This is a genomic window from Superficieibacter sp., from assembly GCF_032071645.1.
Lineage (GTDB): Bacteria > Pseudomonadota > Gammaproteobacteria > Enterobacterales > Enterobacteriaceae > Superficieibacter.
In genome coordinates this window covers 26,985-41,838 of the sequence record NZ_DAMAPU010000013.1, presented here as the reverse complement: position 1 = coordinate 41,838, position 14,854 = coordinate 26,985, and the positions used below count along the sequence as shown (strand labels likewise).

Annotated in this window: 13 protein-coding genes and 1 pseudogene; 8 read left to right on the top strand and 6 right to left on the bottom strand. The window is 55.9% G+C overall.

Annotation, left to right across the window (positions count from 1 at the left end; translation table 11 throughout):
• Nucleotides 1-185 precede the first annotated feature (185 nt).
• The 4 genes from fdnG to fdhE are packed head-to-tail and all read left to right on the top strand — an operon-like array spanning nucleotide 186 to nucleotide 5,709.
• Nucleotides 186-3,236 carry a formate dehydrogenase-N subunit alpha gene (gene fdnG, locus RT197_RS17950; RefSeq protein WP_312952506.1) on the top strand — a complete coding sequence of 1,017 codons (3,051 nt, stop codon included), beginning with the start codon at nucleotides 186-188 and terminating at the stop codon, nucleotides 3,234-3,236.
• Between the two features lie 12 nt (nucleotides 3,237-3,248).
• Entirely contained in the window at nucleotides 3,249-4,151 is a 903-nt protein-coding gene (fdxH, locus tag RT197_RS17945; RefSeq protein WP_312952504.1) for a formate dehydrogenase subunit beta, read from the top strand.
• Nucleotides 4,148-4,783, top strand: a complete 636-nt coding sequence (gene fdoI, locus RT197_RS17940; protein ID WP_312952503.1) for a formate dehydrogenase cytochrome b556 subunit — start codon at nucleotides 4,148-4,150, stop codon at nucleotides 4,781-4,783. The genes fdxH and fdoI overlap by 4 nt, the downstream gene beginning before the upstream one ends.
• Entirely contained in the window at nucleotides 4,780-5,709 is a 930-nt protein-coding gene (gene fdhE, locus RT197_RS17935) for a formate dehydrogenase accessory protein FdhE (protein ID WP_312952502.1), read from the top strand. The genes fdoI and fdhE overlap by 4 nt, the downstream gene beginning before the upstream one ends.
• Nucleotides 5,710-5,884: 175 nt before the next feature.
• On the opposite strand, the pseudogene RT197_RS17930 reads toward fdhE, so the two are convergent.
• Nucleotides 5,885-6,071, bottom strand: a pseudogene (locus RT197_RS17930) (helix-turn-helix domain-containing protein).
• Nucleotides 6,072-6,312: 241 nt separating this feature from the next.
• Between RT197_RS17930 and RT197_RS17925 the strand changes: the two are divergent.
• Together RT197_RS17925 and RT197_RS17920 are read left to right on the top strand one after the other, a co-directional pair.
• Complete coding sequence (locus RT197_RS17925; RefSeq protein ID WP_312952501.1) at nucleotides 6,313-7,236, top strand: alpha/beta hydrolase; 924 nt, start codon at nucleotides 6,313-6,315, stop codon at nucleotides 7,234-7,236.
• Between the two features lie 82 nt (nucleotides 7,237-7,318).
• Complete coding sequence (locus tag RT197_RS17920) at nucleotides 7,319-7,771, top strand: helix-turn-helix domain-containing protein (RefSeq protein WP_312952500.1); 453 nt, start codon at nucleotides 7,319-7,321, stop codon at nucleotides 7,769-7,771.
• Nucleotides 7,772-7,783: 12 nt separating this feature from the next.
• Here RT197_RS17920 and fabY read toward each other — a convergent pair whose 3' ends face one another.
• The 5 genes from fabY to RT197_RS17895 form a co-directional block, all read right to left on the bottom strand.
• Nucleotides 7,784-8,725, bottom strand: coding sequence for a fatty acid biosynthesis protein FabY (fabY, locus tag RT197_RS17915; RefSeq protein ID WP_312952551.1), 942 nt, complete (start codon nucleotides 8,723-8,725; stop codon nucleotides 7,784-7,786).
• 44 nt (nucleotides 8,726-8,769) lie between these two features.
• Entirely contained in the window at nucleotides 8,770-9,207 is a 438-nt protein-coding gene (dtd, locus tag RT197_RS17910; RefSeq protein WP_312952499.1) for a D-aminoacyl-tRNA deacylase, read from the bottom strand.
• Nucleotides 9,204-10,064: a virulence factor BrkB family protein gene (locus RT197_RS17905; RefSeq protein WP_312952498.1), complete on the bottom strand. Its 861-nt coding sequence runs from the start codon at nucleotides 10,062-10,064 to the stop codon at nucleotides 9,204-9,206. Before RT197_RS17905 ends, dtd begins: the two co-directional genes overlap by 4 nt.
• The gene (gene yihX, locus RT197_RS17900; protein ID WP_312952497.1) at nucleotides 10,058-10,657 is read right to left on the bottom strand and encodes a glucose-1-phosphatase; all 600 of its coding nucleotides are present in this window, start codon (nucleotides 10,655-10,657) and stop codon (nucleotides 10,058-10,060) included. The genes RT197_RS17905 and yihX overlap by 7 nt, the downstream gene beginning before the upstream one ends.
• A gap of 117 nt (nucleotides 10,658-10,774) precedes the next feature.
• Nucleotides 10,775-11,671, bottom strand: coding sequence for a sugar kinase (locus RT197_RS17895; protein WP_312952496.1), 897 nt, complete (start codon nucleotides 11,669-11,671; stop codon nucleotides 10,775-10,777).
• A 158-nt stretch (nucleotides 11,672-11,829) separates the two neighbouring features.
• Between RT197_RS17895 and yihT the strand changes: the two genes are divergently transcribed.
• Nucleotides 11,830-12,708 (top strand): sulfofructosephosphate aldolase, encoded by an 879-nt coding sequence (yihT, locus tag RT197_RS17890; RefSeq protein ID WP_312952495.1) that lies wholly within the window; start codon nucleotides 11,830-11,832, stop codon nucleotides 12,706-12,708.
• Nucleotides 12,709-12,723: 15 nt separating this feature from the next.
• Complete coding sequence (gene yihS / locus RT197_RS17885) at nucleotides 12,724-13,965, top strand: sulfoquinovose isomerase (RefSeq protein ID WP_312952494.1); 1,242 nt, start codon at nucleotides 12,724-12,726, stop codon at nucleotides 13,963-13,965.
• Nucleotides 13,966-14,854: the final 889 nt, after the last annotated feature.

Sequence of the window (14,854 nt, the reverse complement as noted above, 5' to 3'; positions counted from 1 at the left end):
CAAGGCAACAATATCAACCCTGATTGTATACATATCAGAAACACCACAAAAAATTATGGTATTCTCAGAACGGTTATTCCCTGGCGGCACGGCACATATCAAACCCTAAAAGCGGTAGCATCCAAAACCGGTCAGCCAGCAAGATCATAATTATTGATGAGTAATGTCGAAACAAGGAGCAAACCATGCAGGTCAGCAGAAGGCAGTTCTTTAAGATCTGCGCTGGCGGGATGGCAGGCACCACGGCAGCAGCGCTGGGTTTTGCCCCCGGCGTAGCGCTGGCGGAAACACGGCAATATAAATTGCTGCGCACCCGCGAAACCCGTAATACCTGTACATACTGCTCCGTTGGCTGTGGGCTATTAATGTATAGCCTCGGTGACGGAGCCAAAAACGCCAAAGCATCCATCTTCCACATTGAAGGCGACCCGGACCATCCGGTAAACCGTGGCGCGCTGTGCCCGAAAGGCGCGGGCCTGATTGATTTTATCCACTCTGACAGCCGCCTGAAATTCCCGGAATATCGTGCGCCAGGGTCAGATAAATGGCAGCGGATTAGCTGGGAAGACGCGTTTGATCGCATTGCTAAGCTAATGAAAGAAGACCGCGATGCCAACTATATCGCGCAGAATGCGGATGGCGTTACCGTTAACCGCTGGCTCTCTACCGGCATGCTGTGCGCCTCCGCATCAAGCAACGAAACCGGCTATTTAACGCAAAAATTTACCCGCGCACTCGGCATGTTAGCCGTCGATAACCAGGCGCGTGTCTGACACGGACCAACGGTAGCAAGTCTTGCTCCAACATTTGGTCGCGGTGCGATGACCAACCACTGGGTCGACATGAAAAATGCCAACCTCCTTGTGGTGATGGGTGGTAATGCGGCAGAAGCGCATCCGGTAGGGTTCCGCTGGGCGATGGAAGCGAAAATTCACAACGGCGCGAAGCTGATTGTGATCGATCCGCGCTTTACGCGCACGGCCTCGGTTGCCGATTTTTATGCGCCGATTCGTTCTGGTACTGACATTGCTTTCCTGTCAGGCGTCATGCTGTACCTGATAAACAACGAAAAATTCAACCGTGAATACACCGAAGCCTATACCAACGCCAATCTGATTGTGCGTGAAGACTTTGGCTTTGATGACGGCTTGTTTACCGGCTATGACCCGGAAAAACGCAAATACGATAAGGCCAGCTGGAACTATGAGCTGGACGAGCGCGGCTTTGCCAAACGCGATGTCACCCTCCAGCATCCGCGCTGCGTGTGGAATCTGCTGAAAAAGCACATTTCCCGCTATACGCCGGACGTGGTGGAAAACATCTGCGGTACGCCGAAAGCGGATTTCCTGAAAGTCTGCGAGTACATCGCAGAGACCAGTGCGCACGATAAAACCGCGTCGTTCCTGTATGCGCTCGGCTGGACGCAGCACTCCGTCGGGGCGCAGAACATCCGCACGATGGCGATGATCCAGTTGCTGCTCGGCAATATGGGGATGGCAGGCGGCGGCGTTAACGCCCTGCGCGGTCACTCCAATATTCAGGGTCTGACCGATCTCGGCCTGCTGTCGCAAAGCCTGCCGGGCTACATGACGCTGCCGAACGATAAGCAGAACGATCTCGAAACCTATTTCGCCGGTAACACCACTAAACCGCTGCTGGAAAACCAGGTGAACTACTGGAGCAATTACCCGAAATTCTTCGTCTCCATGATGAAGGCGTTCTACGGTGATAAAGCGACGGCGGAAAATAGCTGGGGCTTTGACTGGCTGCCGAAGTGGGATAAGGGCTACGACGTTCTCCAGTATTTTGACATGATCTCCAAAGGCGAGGTGAACGGCTATTTGTGTCAGGGCTTTAACCCGGTCGCGTCGTTCCCGAACAAGAATAAAGTGGTGGCATCGCTGTCGAAGCTGAAGTTCCTGGTGACGATTGACCCGCTCAACACCGAAACGTCCACCTTCTGGCAGAATCACGGTGAGTCGAACGATGTTGACCCGTCGAAGATCCAGACCGAAGTCTTCCGTCTGCCGTCCACCTGCTTCGCTGAAGAAAACGGCTCAATTGTTAACTCCGGCCGCTGGCTGCAATGGCACTGGAAAGGTCAGGATGCGCCGGGCGAAGCGCTGAACGACGGCGAGATCCTTGCCGGTATTTTCCTGCGCCTGCGCAAAATGTATGCCGCCGAAGGGGGCGCGAACCCGGAACAGGTGCTCAACATGAGCTGGAACTACCTGACGCCGGAAAATCCTTCCGCCGAAGAAGTGGCGATGGAAAGCAACGGCAAGGCGCTGGAAGATATTATCGATCCAGTGTCGGGTCAGGTACTGGCGAAGAAAGGCAATCAGCTTGCTTCGTTTGCACACCTGCGCGACGACGGCACGACATCCAGCGGCTGCTGGATTTTTGCCGGAAGCTGGACGCCGGACGGCAACCAGATGGCGCGTCGCGATAACGCCGATCCGTCAGGGCTGGGGAATACGCTCGGCTGGGCCTGGGCATGGCCGCTCAACCGCCGCATCCTCTATAACCGCGCCTCTGCCGACCCGCAGGGTAAACCCTGGGATCCGAAGCGTCAGCTTCTGTCTTACGGCAACGGCAAATGGGCCGGTGCGGATATCCCGGACTACAACACCGCGCCTCCGGGCAGCGATGTCGGGCCGTTTATCATGTTGCAGGAAGGCGTGGGTCGCCTGTTCGCTACCGATAAAATGGCGGAAGGGCCGTTCCCGGAACACTACGAGCCGTTTGAGACGCCGCTGGGCACCAACCCGCTGCATCCGAATGTGATCTCCAACCCGGCGGCCCGCGTGTTTAAAGTCGATATGGATGCCATGGGTAAAGCGGATAAGTTCCCGTATGTCGGGACCACTTACCGTCTGACCGAGCATTTCCACTACTGGACCAAACACGCGTTGCTGAACGCTATCGCACAGCCGGAGCAGTTTGTGGAAATCGGCGAGAAGCTGGCGAACAAACTCGGCATCGTGCAGGGCGATACGGTCAAAGTGTCTTCAAACCGTGGCTATATCAAAGCCAAAGCGGTGGTGACGAAACGTATTCGCACGCTGAGAGTGAATAATCAGGATGTGGATACCATCGGTATTCCGATTCACTGGGGTTATGAAGGCGTGACGAAGAAAGGCTTTATCGCCAATACGCTGACGCCGGTGGTCGGGGATGCGAATACGCAGACGCCGGAGTTCAAGGCGTTCCTGGTGAACGTGGAAAAGGTGTAACGGAGACGAGTTATGGCTTATCAATCGCAAGACATTATCCGTCGTTCCGCGACTAACGGTTTCACTCCCGCGCCCCAGGCGCGGGATCACCAGCAGGAAGTGGCGAAGCTTATCGACGTGACCACCTGTATCGGCTGTAAGGCCTGTCAGGTGGCGTGCTCGGAGTGGAACGACCTGCGGGACAGCGTCGGGCATAACGTCGGGGTGTACGATAACCCGGCGGATTTGACCGCCAAATCCTGGACGGTGATGCGCTTCTCGGAAGTGGAACAGAACGACAAACTGGAATGGCTGATCCGCAAGGATGGCTGTATGCACTGCGCCGATCCGGGCTGCCTGAAAGCGTGTCCGTCAGAGGGCGCTATCATTCAGTATGCCAACGGCATTGTCGATTTCCAGTCAGAGCAGTGCATCGGCTGCGGCTACTGCATTGCGGGCTGCCCGTTTGACGTGCCGCGCCTGAACCCGGAAGACAACCGCGTCTATAAATGCACCCTGTGCGTGGATCGCGTGACTGTTGGCCAGGAGCCAGCCTGTGTGAAAACCTGCCCAACCGGCGCTATCCACTTTGGATCTAAAGAGGATATGAAAGTGCTGGCGGGCGAGCGCGTCAACGAACTGAAAACCCGTGGTTATGATAACGCGGGCCTGTACGATCCGGCGGGCGTTGGCGGGACGCACGTGATGTACGTGCTGCATCACGCCGACAAGCCGAATCTGTATCACGGCCTGCCGGAGAACCCGGAAATCAGCCAGACCGTGAAGTTCTGGAAAGGCATCTGGAAACCCCTTGCGGCTGTCGGCTTCGCAGCGACGTTCGCCGCCAGCATCTTCCACTACGTCGGGGTCGGTCCGAACCGTGCGGAAGAGGAAGAAGACAATCTGCATGAAGAGAAAGACGAGGTGCGCAAATGAAAAGACGTGACACCATCGTGCGCTACACCGCGCCGGAACGCATCAACCACTGGGTCACCGCCTTCTGCTTCATGCTGGCGGCGATAAGCGGGCTGGGGTTTTTCTTCCCGTCCTTCAACTGGCTGATGCACGTTCTGGGTACGCCGCAGCTGGCGCGCATTCTGCATCCGTTCGTTGGGGTGGTGATGTTTGCTTCCTTCATCATCATGTTTTTTCGCTACTGGCATCACAACCTCATCAATCGGGACGATATCTTTTGGGCGAAGAATATTCGTAAGATCATCGTCAACGAGGAAGTGGGCGATACCGGACGCTACAACTTCGGCCAGAAGTGCGTATTCTGGGCGGCGATTATCCTGCTGGTCCTGTTGCTGGTGAGCGGCGTGATCATCTGGCGTCCCTATTTTGCGCCTGTTTTCTCCATCCCGACGATCAGATTCGCGTTAATGCTGCATTCATTTGCCGCAGTAGGGTTAATTGTGGTTATCATGGTGCATATCTACGCCGCCCTCTGGGTGAAAGGCACCATTACCGCGATGGTGGAAGGATGGGTTACCAAAACGTGGGCGAGGAAACATCACCCGCGCTGGTACCGTGAGGTCCGCCAGAAACAGGAAAAGTCATCTGAATGAGTATTCGCATAATCCCGCAAGATGAGCTGGGTTCGAGCGAGAAACGCACGGCGGATATGATTCCGCCGTTATTGTTCCCCAGACTCAAAAACCTCTACAACCGCCGCGCTGAACGCCTGCGCGAGCTGGCAGAGAATAATCCGCTGGGCGATTATCTGCGTTTTGCCGCGCTGATCGCCCATGCCCAGGAAGTGGTGCTGTACGATCATCCGCTGGAAATCGATCTTACCGCGCGCATCAAAGAAGCCGCCGCGCAGGGCAAGCCACCGCTGGATATTCACGTTCTGCCGCGCGATAAGCACTGGCATAAGCTGCTGCATTCGCTGATCGCCGAACTGAAGCCGGAAATGAGCGGCCCGGCGCTGGCAGTGATTGAAAATCTGGAAAAGGCCTCGGTGCAGGAGCTGGAACTGATGGCGAGCGCGCTGTTTGTTGCCGACTTCGCCTCCGTCAGCAGCGATAAAGCCCCGTTCATCTGGGCCGCGCTGTCGCTGTACTGGGCGCAGATGGCCAGCCTCATCCCAGGCAAAGCGCGTGCGGAATACGGCGAACAGCGCCAGTTCTGCCCGGTCTGCGGCTCCATGCCGGTTTCCAGCATGGTGCAAATCGGCACCACCCAGGGCCTGCGTTACCTGCACTGCAACCTGTGTGAAACCGAGTGGCACGTGGTGCGCATTAAATGCAGCAACTGCGAACAGACCCGCGATTTGCATTACTGGTCGCTGGACAACGAGCAATCGGCGGTAAAAGCGGAGAGCTGCGGCGACTGCGGCACCTACCTGAAGATTCTGTATCAGGAAAAAGACCCGAAAGTGGAAGCGGTTGCCGACGATCTGGCCTCGCTGATCCTTGATGCCCGCATGGAGCAGGAAGGATTTGCCCGCAGTTCCATCAACCCGTTTTTGTTCCCCGGCGAAGGCGAGTAAGACTATTGCAGGCTGCTTCAGCCTGCATGTTTTTTGACTTTAAGGATGAGCGATGGCGATGGAAACGCGGAACCTGCCCTGGCCAATATTATTTTTGGAGTTCTTTGACCGGCGAGGCCGAAGGCCGGGTCAAGCCACCCCTGCAACTTGAAGTATGACGAGTATAACCATTAACTTAATAACCCAGCGCGGTTATCACGTGTTTTGGATCATTGGCAATCGCCCGCAGCAACGTCTTCGCAGGCCCGGTGGGAGAACGACGCCCCTGCTCCCCGTTGCGTAATGTATCCACGCTTACCGTCAACACTCTCATTCATCTGGGACATACTTTGCGTCACTCGTTCAAACAGCGCCTTATCCATTCACCACCTCACATTTAAATATCATAACTGGTACGCCATTGGCTTATAGCACTCGTCAATGACGTATAGCGTTGTCCGATCACAGTAATGATGAAACGACGTTAAAGCTACAGCCTGTGCCCCCCCACATTTCACTTTTGCGAGCCGCTTTCCAGAATCCCAACCCTGCCAGAATCCGCTGTTGTCATCCGTTAATAATCAGGCTATAAGGCTGGATATCCATACAGTTAAGGAGAATAAAATGGCACTGGAAAAAGGTATCGCTCAACAGGTTGAGGATTTCATTGCAGCAGGTCGCCCCTCTGCGCGGGCAACGCATATTGATGACCGGAGAGCGGGGTATGTCGCCAGCGCGGTGCTGGCAGGCGAGACGGAAACCCGCGTTCAGGTGGAGGATATTGAACGCGACGGGATGCGTTTTCGCATGGTCTCGCCGCTTAATGCGTTCGGGCCATTGCCTGCGGTTATCTACTATCACGGCGGCTGTTTTATTAGCGGCGAATTTGCGACTCATGATAACCAGCTACGTCAACTGGCGTATTACAGCGGGTGCCGGGTCATTGCAGTGCAGTATCGTCTCGCGCCCGAGCACACGTTCCCGGCGGCGCACGATGATGCGGAGCAAGGCGCAAATATTCTCTGGAAATACGCAGAGCAGTTGGGCATTGACCGCCATCGCATTACGCTTGCCGGAGACAGCGCGGGTGGGCATCTGGCGCTGGTTACGGCGCTGCGTCTGAAGGCGGCACATCAGTGGCAGCCTGCGCAGCTTATTTTGCTCTACCCGATGCTCGACGCCACCGCCAGCTTTGAAACCTACACGCTTAACGGTGAGGATTACATCATCACCCGCGATATGCTGCTTTCCGGCTATGAAATGTACCTGGCGGATACCGACACCCGGCACCCGGAAGCCAGCCCGTTATGGCGGGAGGATTTAGCGGGGCTGCCATCCACGCACATTATCACCGCTGAATTCGACCCGCTCCGCGATGAAGGTGAAGCGCTGTATCAGCGGCTCACTGACCAGGGCGTGGACTGCACCTGCCAGCGTTACCTCGGCGTTATTCATGGCTTTTTCCAGTTAGGGGGTGTCAGCCAGGCGGCGAGAAATGTGATGCGCGACGTGGCGTGGCGGATAGGCGAGAACGCCGTTCTGGATTAAGGCTTTAGTTTTCAACTTGAAAACACATCGTCACTCATGCTGAATATGACAGGCTGACAAAATATTACCGGGGACACAAAGAATGAGAGCGGACAACTATCAGCATATTGATGCGGCGAGCGCGGAAAAGATGGTGGAGGCTTTTGCCCTTGCGGTGAAGCCGATCCCGTTGCTCGGCGTTGAGTACAACGAAGCCGGGTATCGGAAGGCGCTGGCGCTGATTGAATTTTTGGTTGACCGTGATGAGCTGGAAAGCCCTCTCTTTGACATCCTGTCACGCAAAATCAGTGAGTATGAACAGCGTTCTCCCCAGTTCGCAGCGCTCAATAATAAGCTGGAAGCCACGCCTTATGGCGTGGCGCTGCTGCGAACGCTGATGGATCAGCACGGACTGAAAGCGGCCGATCTGCTCAACGAGCTGGGTTCAAAATCAAATGTGAGCAATATTCTCAATGGCCGTCGGGCGCTCACGGTTCGGCATATAAAAGCGCTCGCGGCACGCTTTAAGCTCCCGGCGGAGGCGTTTATTGGCTAGAAGGGAGATCCATTACTCCTCTTCATTACCGCCTTCTTCCAGCGGGCCAAACGGCTTCGCGGGCAGTACGATGTAGATCCCTTCGAACACCGCGCCGGACGTTTCATTGCCAAACAACTCGACCTGAAGCTGAACGCGCGCTTTACGTCCGCGCGCCAGACGGTCGAGATCGCCGCTAAGCGAGCCTAAGTCGGCAATGGCGGTCGGGCGACCGCTGATCGGATGGCTGTAGCGAATATGCGCATCGGCCAGAATGATGGTGCCGCCGAGATGACGCTCGCGCAGCATCAGCCAGATCAATCCCCAGCCGGTCAGCGTCGCCAGTGAAAACAGGCTGCCCGCAAACAAGGTGTGGTGCGGGTTCTGGTTGCCGGTCTCCGGCATGGTGGTGATGAATTTTTGGCCGGTGTACTGCTGAATGCGCACGCCCATCTTTTCGCTAAGCGGGATATGCTGATACCACGCCTGCTGGAGCTGCCCGCACCAGTCGCCGCGATGCAGAATATCGTCCAGCGAAGCAATCGGTTTGATCATCAGAAAATGGCGCAGCGGAGTGGTTTGCGGGGTGGTGATTTCGCCCTGGTTCACAAAACCCAGCTTGGCGAAGAATTCCACGGCATCTTCGCGCGCGCTACAGGTGACGCGCTTGACGCCCTCCTGACGGGCAACGGACTCAAGGGTCATTGCCATCAGCGTTCCCAGGCCTTTCTCCTGGACGCCGGGATCGACCGCCATAAAGCGGATGGACGCTTCGTTATCGGCGTTGATGTAAAGTCGTCCGACGGCGACCAGCTTACCGTCTTCATCCACCACCATCTGGTGATGCGCCAGCGCGTCCCAGGCATCGCGTTCGGAGCCTTTTGGCTGATGCAGCGGCTTACGCAGCATCTCCCAGCGAAACTGATAGTAAGCGTCTAACTCTTCTGCTGTTTGCGGTACACGAAGGTGATACATAGCGGCACTCTCTTTTGTTACCCGCGACCACGCCGGAAGCTGGCTCATACCTGTAACCAGAAGGTGACTGGCCCATCGTTCACCAGCGACACCTGCATATCGGCAGCGAATCGTCCGGTCTGCGTGTTCATGTTCTGCTGACGACAACGCTCAACAAAGTATTCATATAACGCTTCTGCGCGCTCGGGCGCTGCGCCTTTGGAGAAGCTCGGACGCATACCGCGTTCGGTATCCGCCGCCAGCGTGAACTGCGACACCACCAGCACGCTTCCCCCCGCCTGCTGCACGTTGAGGTTCATTTTGCCGTCGGCATCGCTAAAAATACGATAGCCAAGCACGCGCTCGCACAGGCGATTCGCTTTCAGTTCATCGTCATCCTTTTCGACACCTAACAGGACCAAAAGTCCCGCGTCAATTTCTCCCGTCACCTCTCCCTCCACGGTGACGCTGGCACGGGTTACGCGCTGAATTAATGCAATCATGGCTGGTCTTCTTGTTCTTCTTTGAGTTTGCGGTACTCACCGAGAGTGACAGTTATTTCCGCCCCAAGCAAGACGATACACCATGTCCAGTAGACCCAGACGAACAAGATGGGGATGACAGCCAGCACGCCATAAATGAGCTGATAAGAGGGAAACATGGTGATGTAGAGAGCGAAACCTTTTTTGCCCGCCTCGAACAGCAGGGCGGCGACAAAAGCACCGATCACCGCATCACGGTTAGGCACCCGGGTGGTCGGCACGATGCTATACAGCAGCCAGAACGACAGCCAGGAGAGGATCAGCGGGAAAATCCGCAGGACATCGTCAATCACGCTGTTCAGTTCGCTGGCCCAGCGTAGCGACAGCAGATATGAACTGATCGCCAGACTGGCGCCCGCCAGCAGCGGCCCGAGCGTCAGGATCATCCAGTAGACAGCAAACGAGTAGACTTTCGGGCGCACGCGTTTACTGCGCCAGATAGCATTTAAGGCGCTATCGATGGCGTACATCAGCAGCAGCGAGGTGACGATTAATCCACATGCCCCTACCGCCGTCATCTTGCTGGAGTTTGCCACGAACTGCTCAATATAGCGCTGAATGACGTCGCCGGTGGCCGGAATAAAGTTGGCAAAGACGAAGTGCCGGAGCTGCACGCTGACGTCGGAAAACATCGGAAACGCGGCAAAAAGAGCAAAAATCACCGCTACCAGCGGCACCAGTGAAAGTAGCGACACGTAGGCGAGATTGCCCGCCAGCGTGGTCATATTATCTTCATCAATGCGGTGCCAGAGAAGTTTCAGCCACGCCACCAGCGGGCGAGTACGTTGCTTAATATTTTGATGAACGGTTTTTAACATAACGACTTCGAGAAATAGTCCGGGATAGTCTCTTTACCCGTTACCAGGATGGAGGTGATCCCTGACTGGTTGGCCCCTTCTATATTATCGACGTTATCGTCGAAAAAGACCGTATCGGCAGCGGAAAATCCTTCCGCCTGCAAGACCTGCTGGTAGATCCGCGCTTCCGGCTTACGCATTCCCATTTCCTGCGAGAGATAGATATGGTCAGCCGCTTCGCGGATTTCCGGGTACTCATCCGGCCAGAAAACGGTGTGCAGTCGGTTGGTATTCGATAGCACCACCACGCGATGCCCCTGCTCCCGCAGCTTATGCATGATGTCGATCACGTCCGGACGCAGAGCGACAAAAACGGCCTGCCAGCCGTGAGAAAACTGCTCAAAGCTTAGCGGCAGATTCATCTGCGCGCACAGCGCCTGCGCAAAGGCTTCATCGCTAATCTCTCCGCGCTCGTGCTGATGGAACGCCTCGCCCATGGTAAAGCTCTGCTTCAGCGTCGCCAGCGGTACGCGGCTAAAGTCGCTCCAGGCTCCCAACACACGGTTGAAGTCGATATCGACAATCACATTACCTAAATCAAAGATATAGAGCATTTTGGCCTCCTTTCTCGCCGTGGAAAACTAACTGTAGCGGGAAAGGAGAGGTTTGACTACGAAGTAAACAGGATAACCGGTTCCCCGTTCCATTAAACGGGGATGGCGTGCTTTTGCTCAGGCGACGCGTGACAGAAAGGCGTGAGTTTGCGCGCAGTCAGGAATGCCTGCTCGTCCGCCGGGGCGCGTGCATTTAAGCGCGGCCACGCCGCTGGAAAATCTGACGGCCTCGTCTGTTGCCTGACCGCACGCCAGACTAAACGCCAGCGCGCCGTGAAAAACATCCCCGGCTCCGGTGGTGTCCACCACCTCAACCGAAAATCCCGGCTGATGGCGTAACGCGCCATTGGTTATCCAGTCGCACCCTTCGCCGCCGCGCGTCACATAAACGTGACCATTTGTGAGCATTTGTGCTTGCTGAAGCGCACGGGCGGTGTCATTGATGCCCGTCAGACGCGCCAGACCCGGCTCCGAGAAAGCCGCATGATCGCTTAATGCTACCAGCTCGCTGATATCCTGCGGCGTAATGTCGCCGTCCAGCACCGTCATTACGCCTGCCCGGCGGGCAAGCGTGAAGGCAAGTTTTGCCCCCTCATGCCAGCGGACATCTGCCAGCACCACATCCCATTGGGAAAAGTCGATCTCCGACAGCCACCCGGCATCCGGCAGCAAATCCGGGCTGGGATAGTTGACAATAATCCGCTCCCCTTTTGCATCCACCATAATCGCCGACTGCGAAGACTTTGCCCCCGCGTAGCGCCGGGTGTAGCGGGTATCGACGCCCAAAGATTCCAGTTCCGCCAGCAGGCTGTTGCCCGTGTCGTCATCGCCCACGCGACCGATAAAGTCCACCTGCGCGCCCAGTTTCGCCGCCGCGACGGCGGCTGTCGCAGCCGGTCCGCCACCCACTTCCGTATAGCGCTTCGCCACATATTTACCGCCTTCCGTCGGTAAACCCTCCACGTAATAGATGCGGTCCATTACGGTAATACCTACACAAGCAACACGAATCATGATCGTTCCTTAAGCATTTCGGGATGGAATTATTTTAATTTCACAGAATGTTTAAAAAGTGACGGCCGTCAATTTTTTGACCATAACTTACAAATATGATCAAAAACAGCACGGAATAAATGACAAAAAATGACAAAAACGGAGCCAGGAGAGCGTTAATGAAGAGTTATACCGTTAAGGACATTACCAGGGCGTCAGGCGGTTTTGCCATGCTGGCGGTCGATCAGCGGGAAGCCATGCGCATGATGTTTGCCGCTGCGGGGACCACATCGCCCGTTGCCGACAGCGTTCTGACCGATTTCAAAGTGAACGCCGCAAAAACCTTATCCCCGTATGCATCGGCCATTCTGGTGGATCGGCAGTTCAGCTATCCGCAGGTGGTGGAGCAAAACGCCATCGCCAAAAGCTGCGCCATGATTGTCGCCGCCGATGCATTTATTCCCGGCAACGGTATTCCGGTCGATAGCGTGGCCATTGATAAGTCCATCAACCCGCAGGCAGTGAAACAGGATGGCGCGAAAGCGTTAAAACTGCTGGTGCTTTGGCGTAGCGATGAAGACGCGCAGCAACGTCTTGAGATGGTCAGAGAATTCAATGAGATGTGCCACAGCAACGGTCTGGTGAGCATTATTGAGCCAGTTGTCCGCCCACCGCGTCGTAGCGATAAATTCTGCCGTGAACAGGCGATTATCGACGCGGCCAAAGAGCTGGGCGACAGCGGCGCGGACCTCTACAAAGTCGAAATGCCGCTGTACGGCAAAGGCGCGCAACAGGATCTGCTCGCCGCCTCCCTGCGTCTGAATGAGCACATCAATATGCCGTGGGTGATCCTCTCATCCGGCGTGGACGAAAAATTGTTCCCACGCGCCGTGCGGGTCGCCATGACGGCGGGCGCATCCGGGTTCCTGGCCGGGCGCGCGGTCTGGTCATCGGTGGTGGGCTTACCGGATACCGACCTGATGCTGCGCGATATTTCTGTACCGAAATTACAACGTTTAGGCGAGATCGTCGACGAAATGATGGCCCGACGCCGTTAACAGGAGGACAAAGGAATGAAATGGTTTAATACATTGAGCCACAACCGCTGGCTGGAGCAGGAAACCGATCGCATCTTCAATTTTGGCAAGAACGCGGCGGTGCCAACCGGATTTGGCTGGCTGGGCAATAAAGGTCAAATAAAAGAAGAGATGGGGACTCATCTGTGGATCACCGCGCGTATGCTGCATGTTTATTCAGTGGCGGCGGCGATGGGCAGACCGGGCGCATATTCTCTGGTGGATCACGGCATCAAAGCCATGAACGGCGCGCTACGGGATAAAAAATACGGCGGCTGGTACGCCTGTGTGAACGATAAAGGCGTGGTGGATGCGTCAAAACAGGGTTATCAACACTTCTTCGCCTTACTGGGCGCGGCCAGCGCGGTCACTACCGGACATCCTGACGCCAGAGAGCTACTGAATGACACCATCGACGTTATCGAAAAATACTTCTGGAGCGAAGAAGAGCAGATGTGCCTGGAGTCCTGGGATGAAGCGTTCAGCAAAACCGAGGATTACCGTGGCGGCAACGCCAATATGCACGCGGTGGAAGCGTTCCTGATTGTTTATGACGTCACTCACGATAAAAAATGGCTGGATCGCGCTATCCGCATTGCGTCCGTCATTATTCACGATGTCGCCAGAAATAATCATTACCGTGTGAATGAACACTTCGATACCCACTGGGCTCCGATCCGCGATTACAACAAAGACAATCCGGCGCACCGCTTCCGGGCATTTGGCGGTACGCCAGGCCACTGGATTGAGTGGGGACGTTTAATGCTGCATATCCACGCTGCGTTAGAAGCCCGAGGCGAGCAGCCGCCCGCCTGGCTGTCAGAAGACGCGAAAGGTCTGTTCCATGCCACCATTCGCGACGCCTGGGCACCCGATGGCGCTGACGGCATTGTTTATACCGTTGACTGGGAAGGGAAACCGGTAGTGCGCGAACGCGTGCGCTGGCCCATCGTTGAAGCCATGGGTACGGCTTACGCGCTCTATACCGTGACGGGCGATCGCCAGTACGAAACCTGGTATCAGACCTGGTGGGAATACTGCATTAACTACCTGATGGACTATGAAAATGGTTCCTGGTGGCAGGAACTGGACCCGGACAATAAAGTCACCACCAAAGTGTGGGACGGCAAACAGGATATTTATCACCTGCTGCACTGTCTGGTGATCCCGCGCATCCCATTAGCGCCAGGTCTGGCACCCGCCGTTGCCGCCGGTTTGCTGGATATCAACGCTAAATAAGCAGGCATAAAGAGACGGCATAGCCGTAATGCTGGTCAGTTAAGGAAACCGGGCCTGATGATTTGGGCCTCAAAGAAGATAAAACGGGCTGAAAGTCTGATGCCGGTTTCCCGCCCTCTCCCTGGCCCTCTCCCCCGGGAGAGGGAATGGTCCGGCGTCGTGACTGGATTTGTCATCTTTACGCAGGCGAAGGGGGCCACCAAACACCACCCGGGGTACGTCCTGCCCCCTCTCCCTTGAGGGAACAGTGACCGGATTTGTCATCTTTACGCAGGCGAAGGGGGCCACCAAACCCCACCCGGGGTACGTCCTGCTCCCTCTTCCTTGAGGGAACGGTGACCGGATTTGTCATCTTTACGCAGGCGAAAGGGGCCACCAAACTCCACCCGGGGTACGTCCTGCCCCCTCTCCTTTGAGGGAACGGTGACCGGATTTGTCATCTTTACGCAGGTGAAGGGGGTCACCAAACTCCACCCGGGGTACGTCCTGCCCCCTCTCCCTTGAGGGAACAGTGACCGGATTTGTCATCTTTACGCAGGCGAAGGGGGCCACCAAACTCCACCCGGGGTACGTCCTGCCCCCTCTCCCTTGAGGGAACGGTGACCGGATTTGTCATCTTTACGCAGGCGAAGGGGGCCATCAAACACCACCCGGGGCACGTCCTGCCCCCTCTCCCTTGAGGGAGAGGGCTGGGGAGAGGGGGGAATTGCGGGTACTTAACACAACCAGGCCGGATTACCCGAGCCTCTGAAGAAGATAAATTTGGCTGAAAGCCTGACTCCTTCGCTTTATTTTCAGGCATTTGTATGAATTTTTATTCATACAAATGCTTAACTGACCAGCATTACGGCATAGCCGCGAATTTATTGCGCCTGTGCCGTTACTGTGT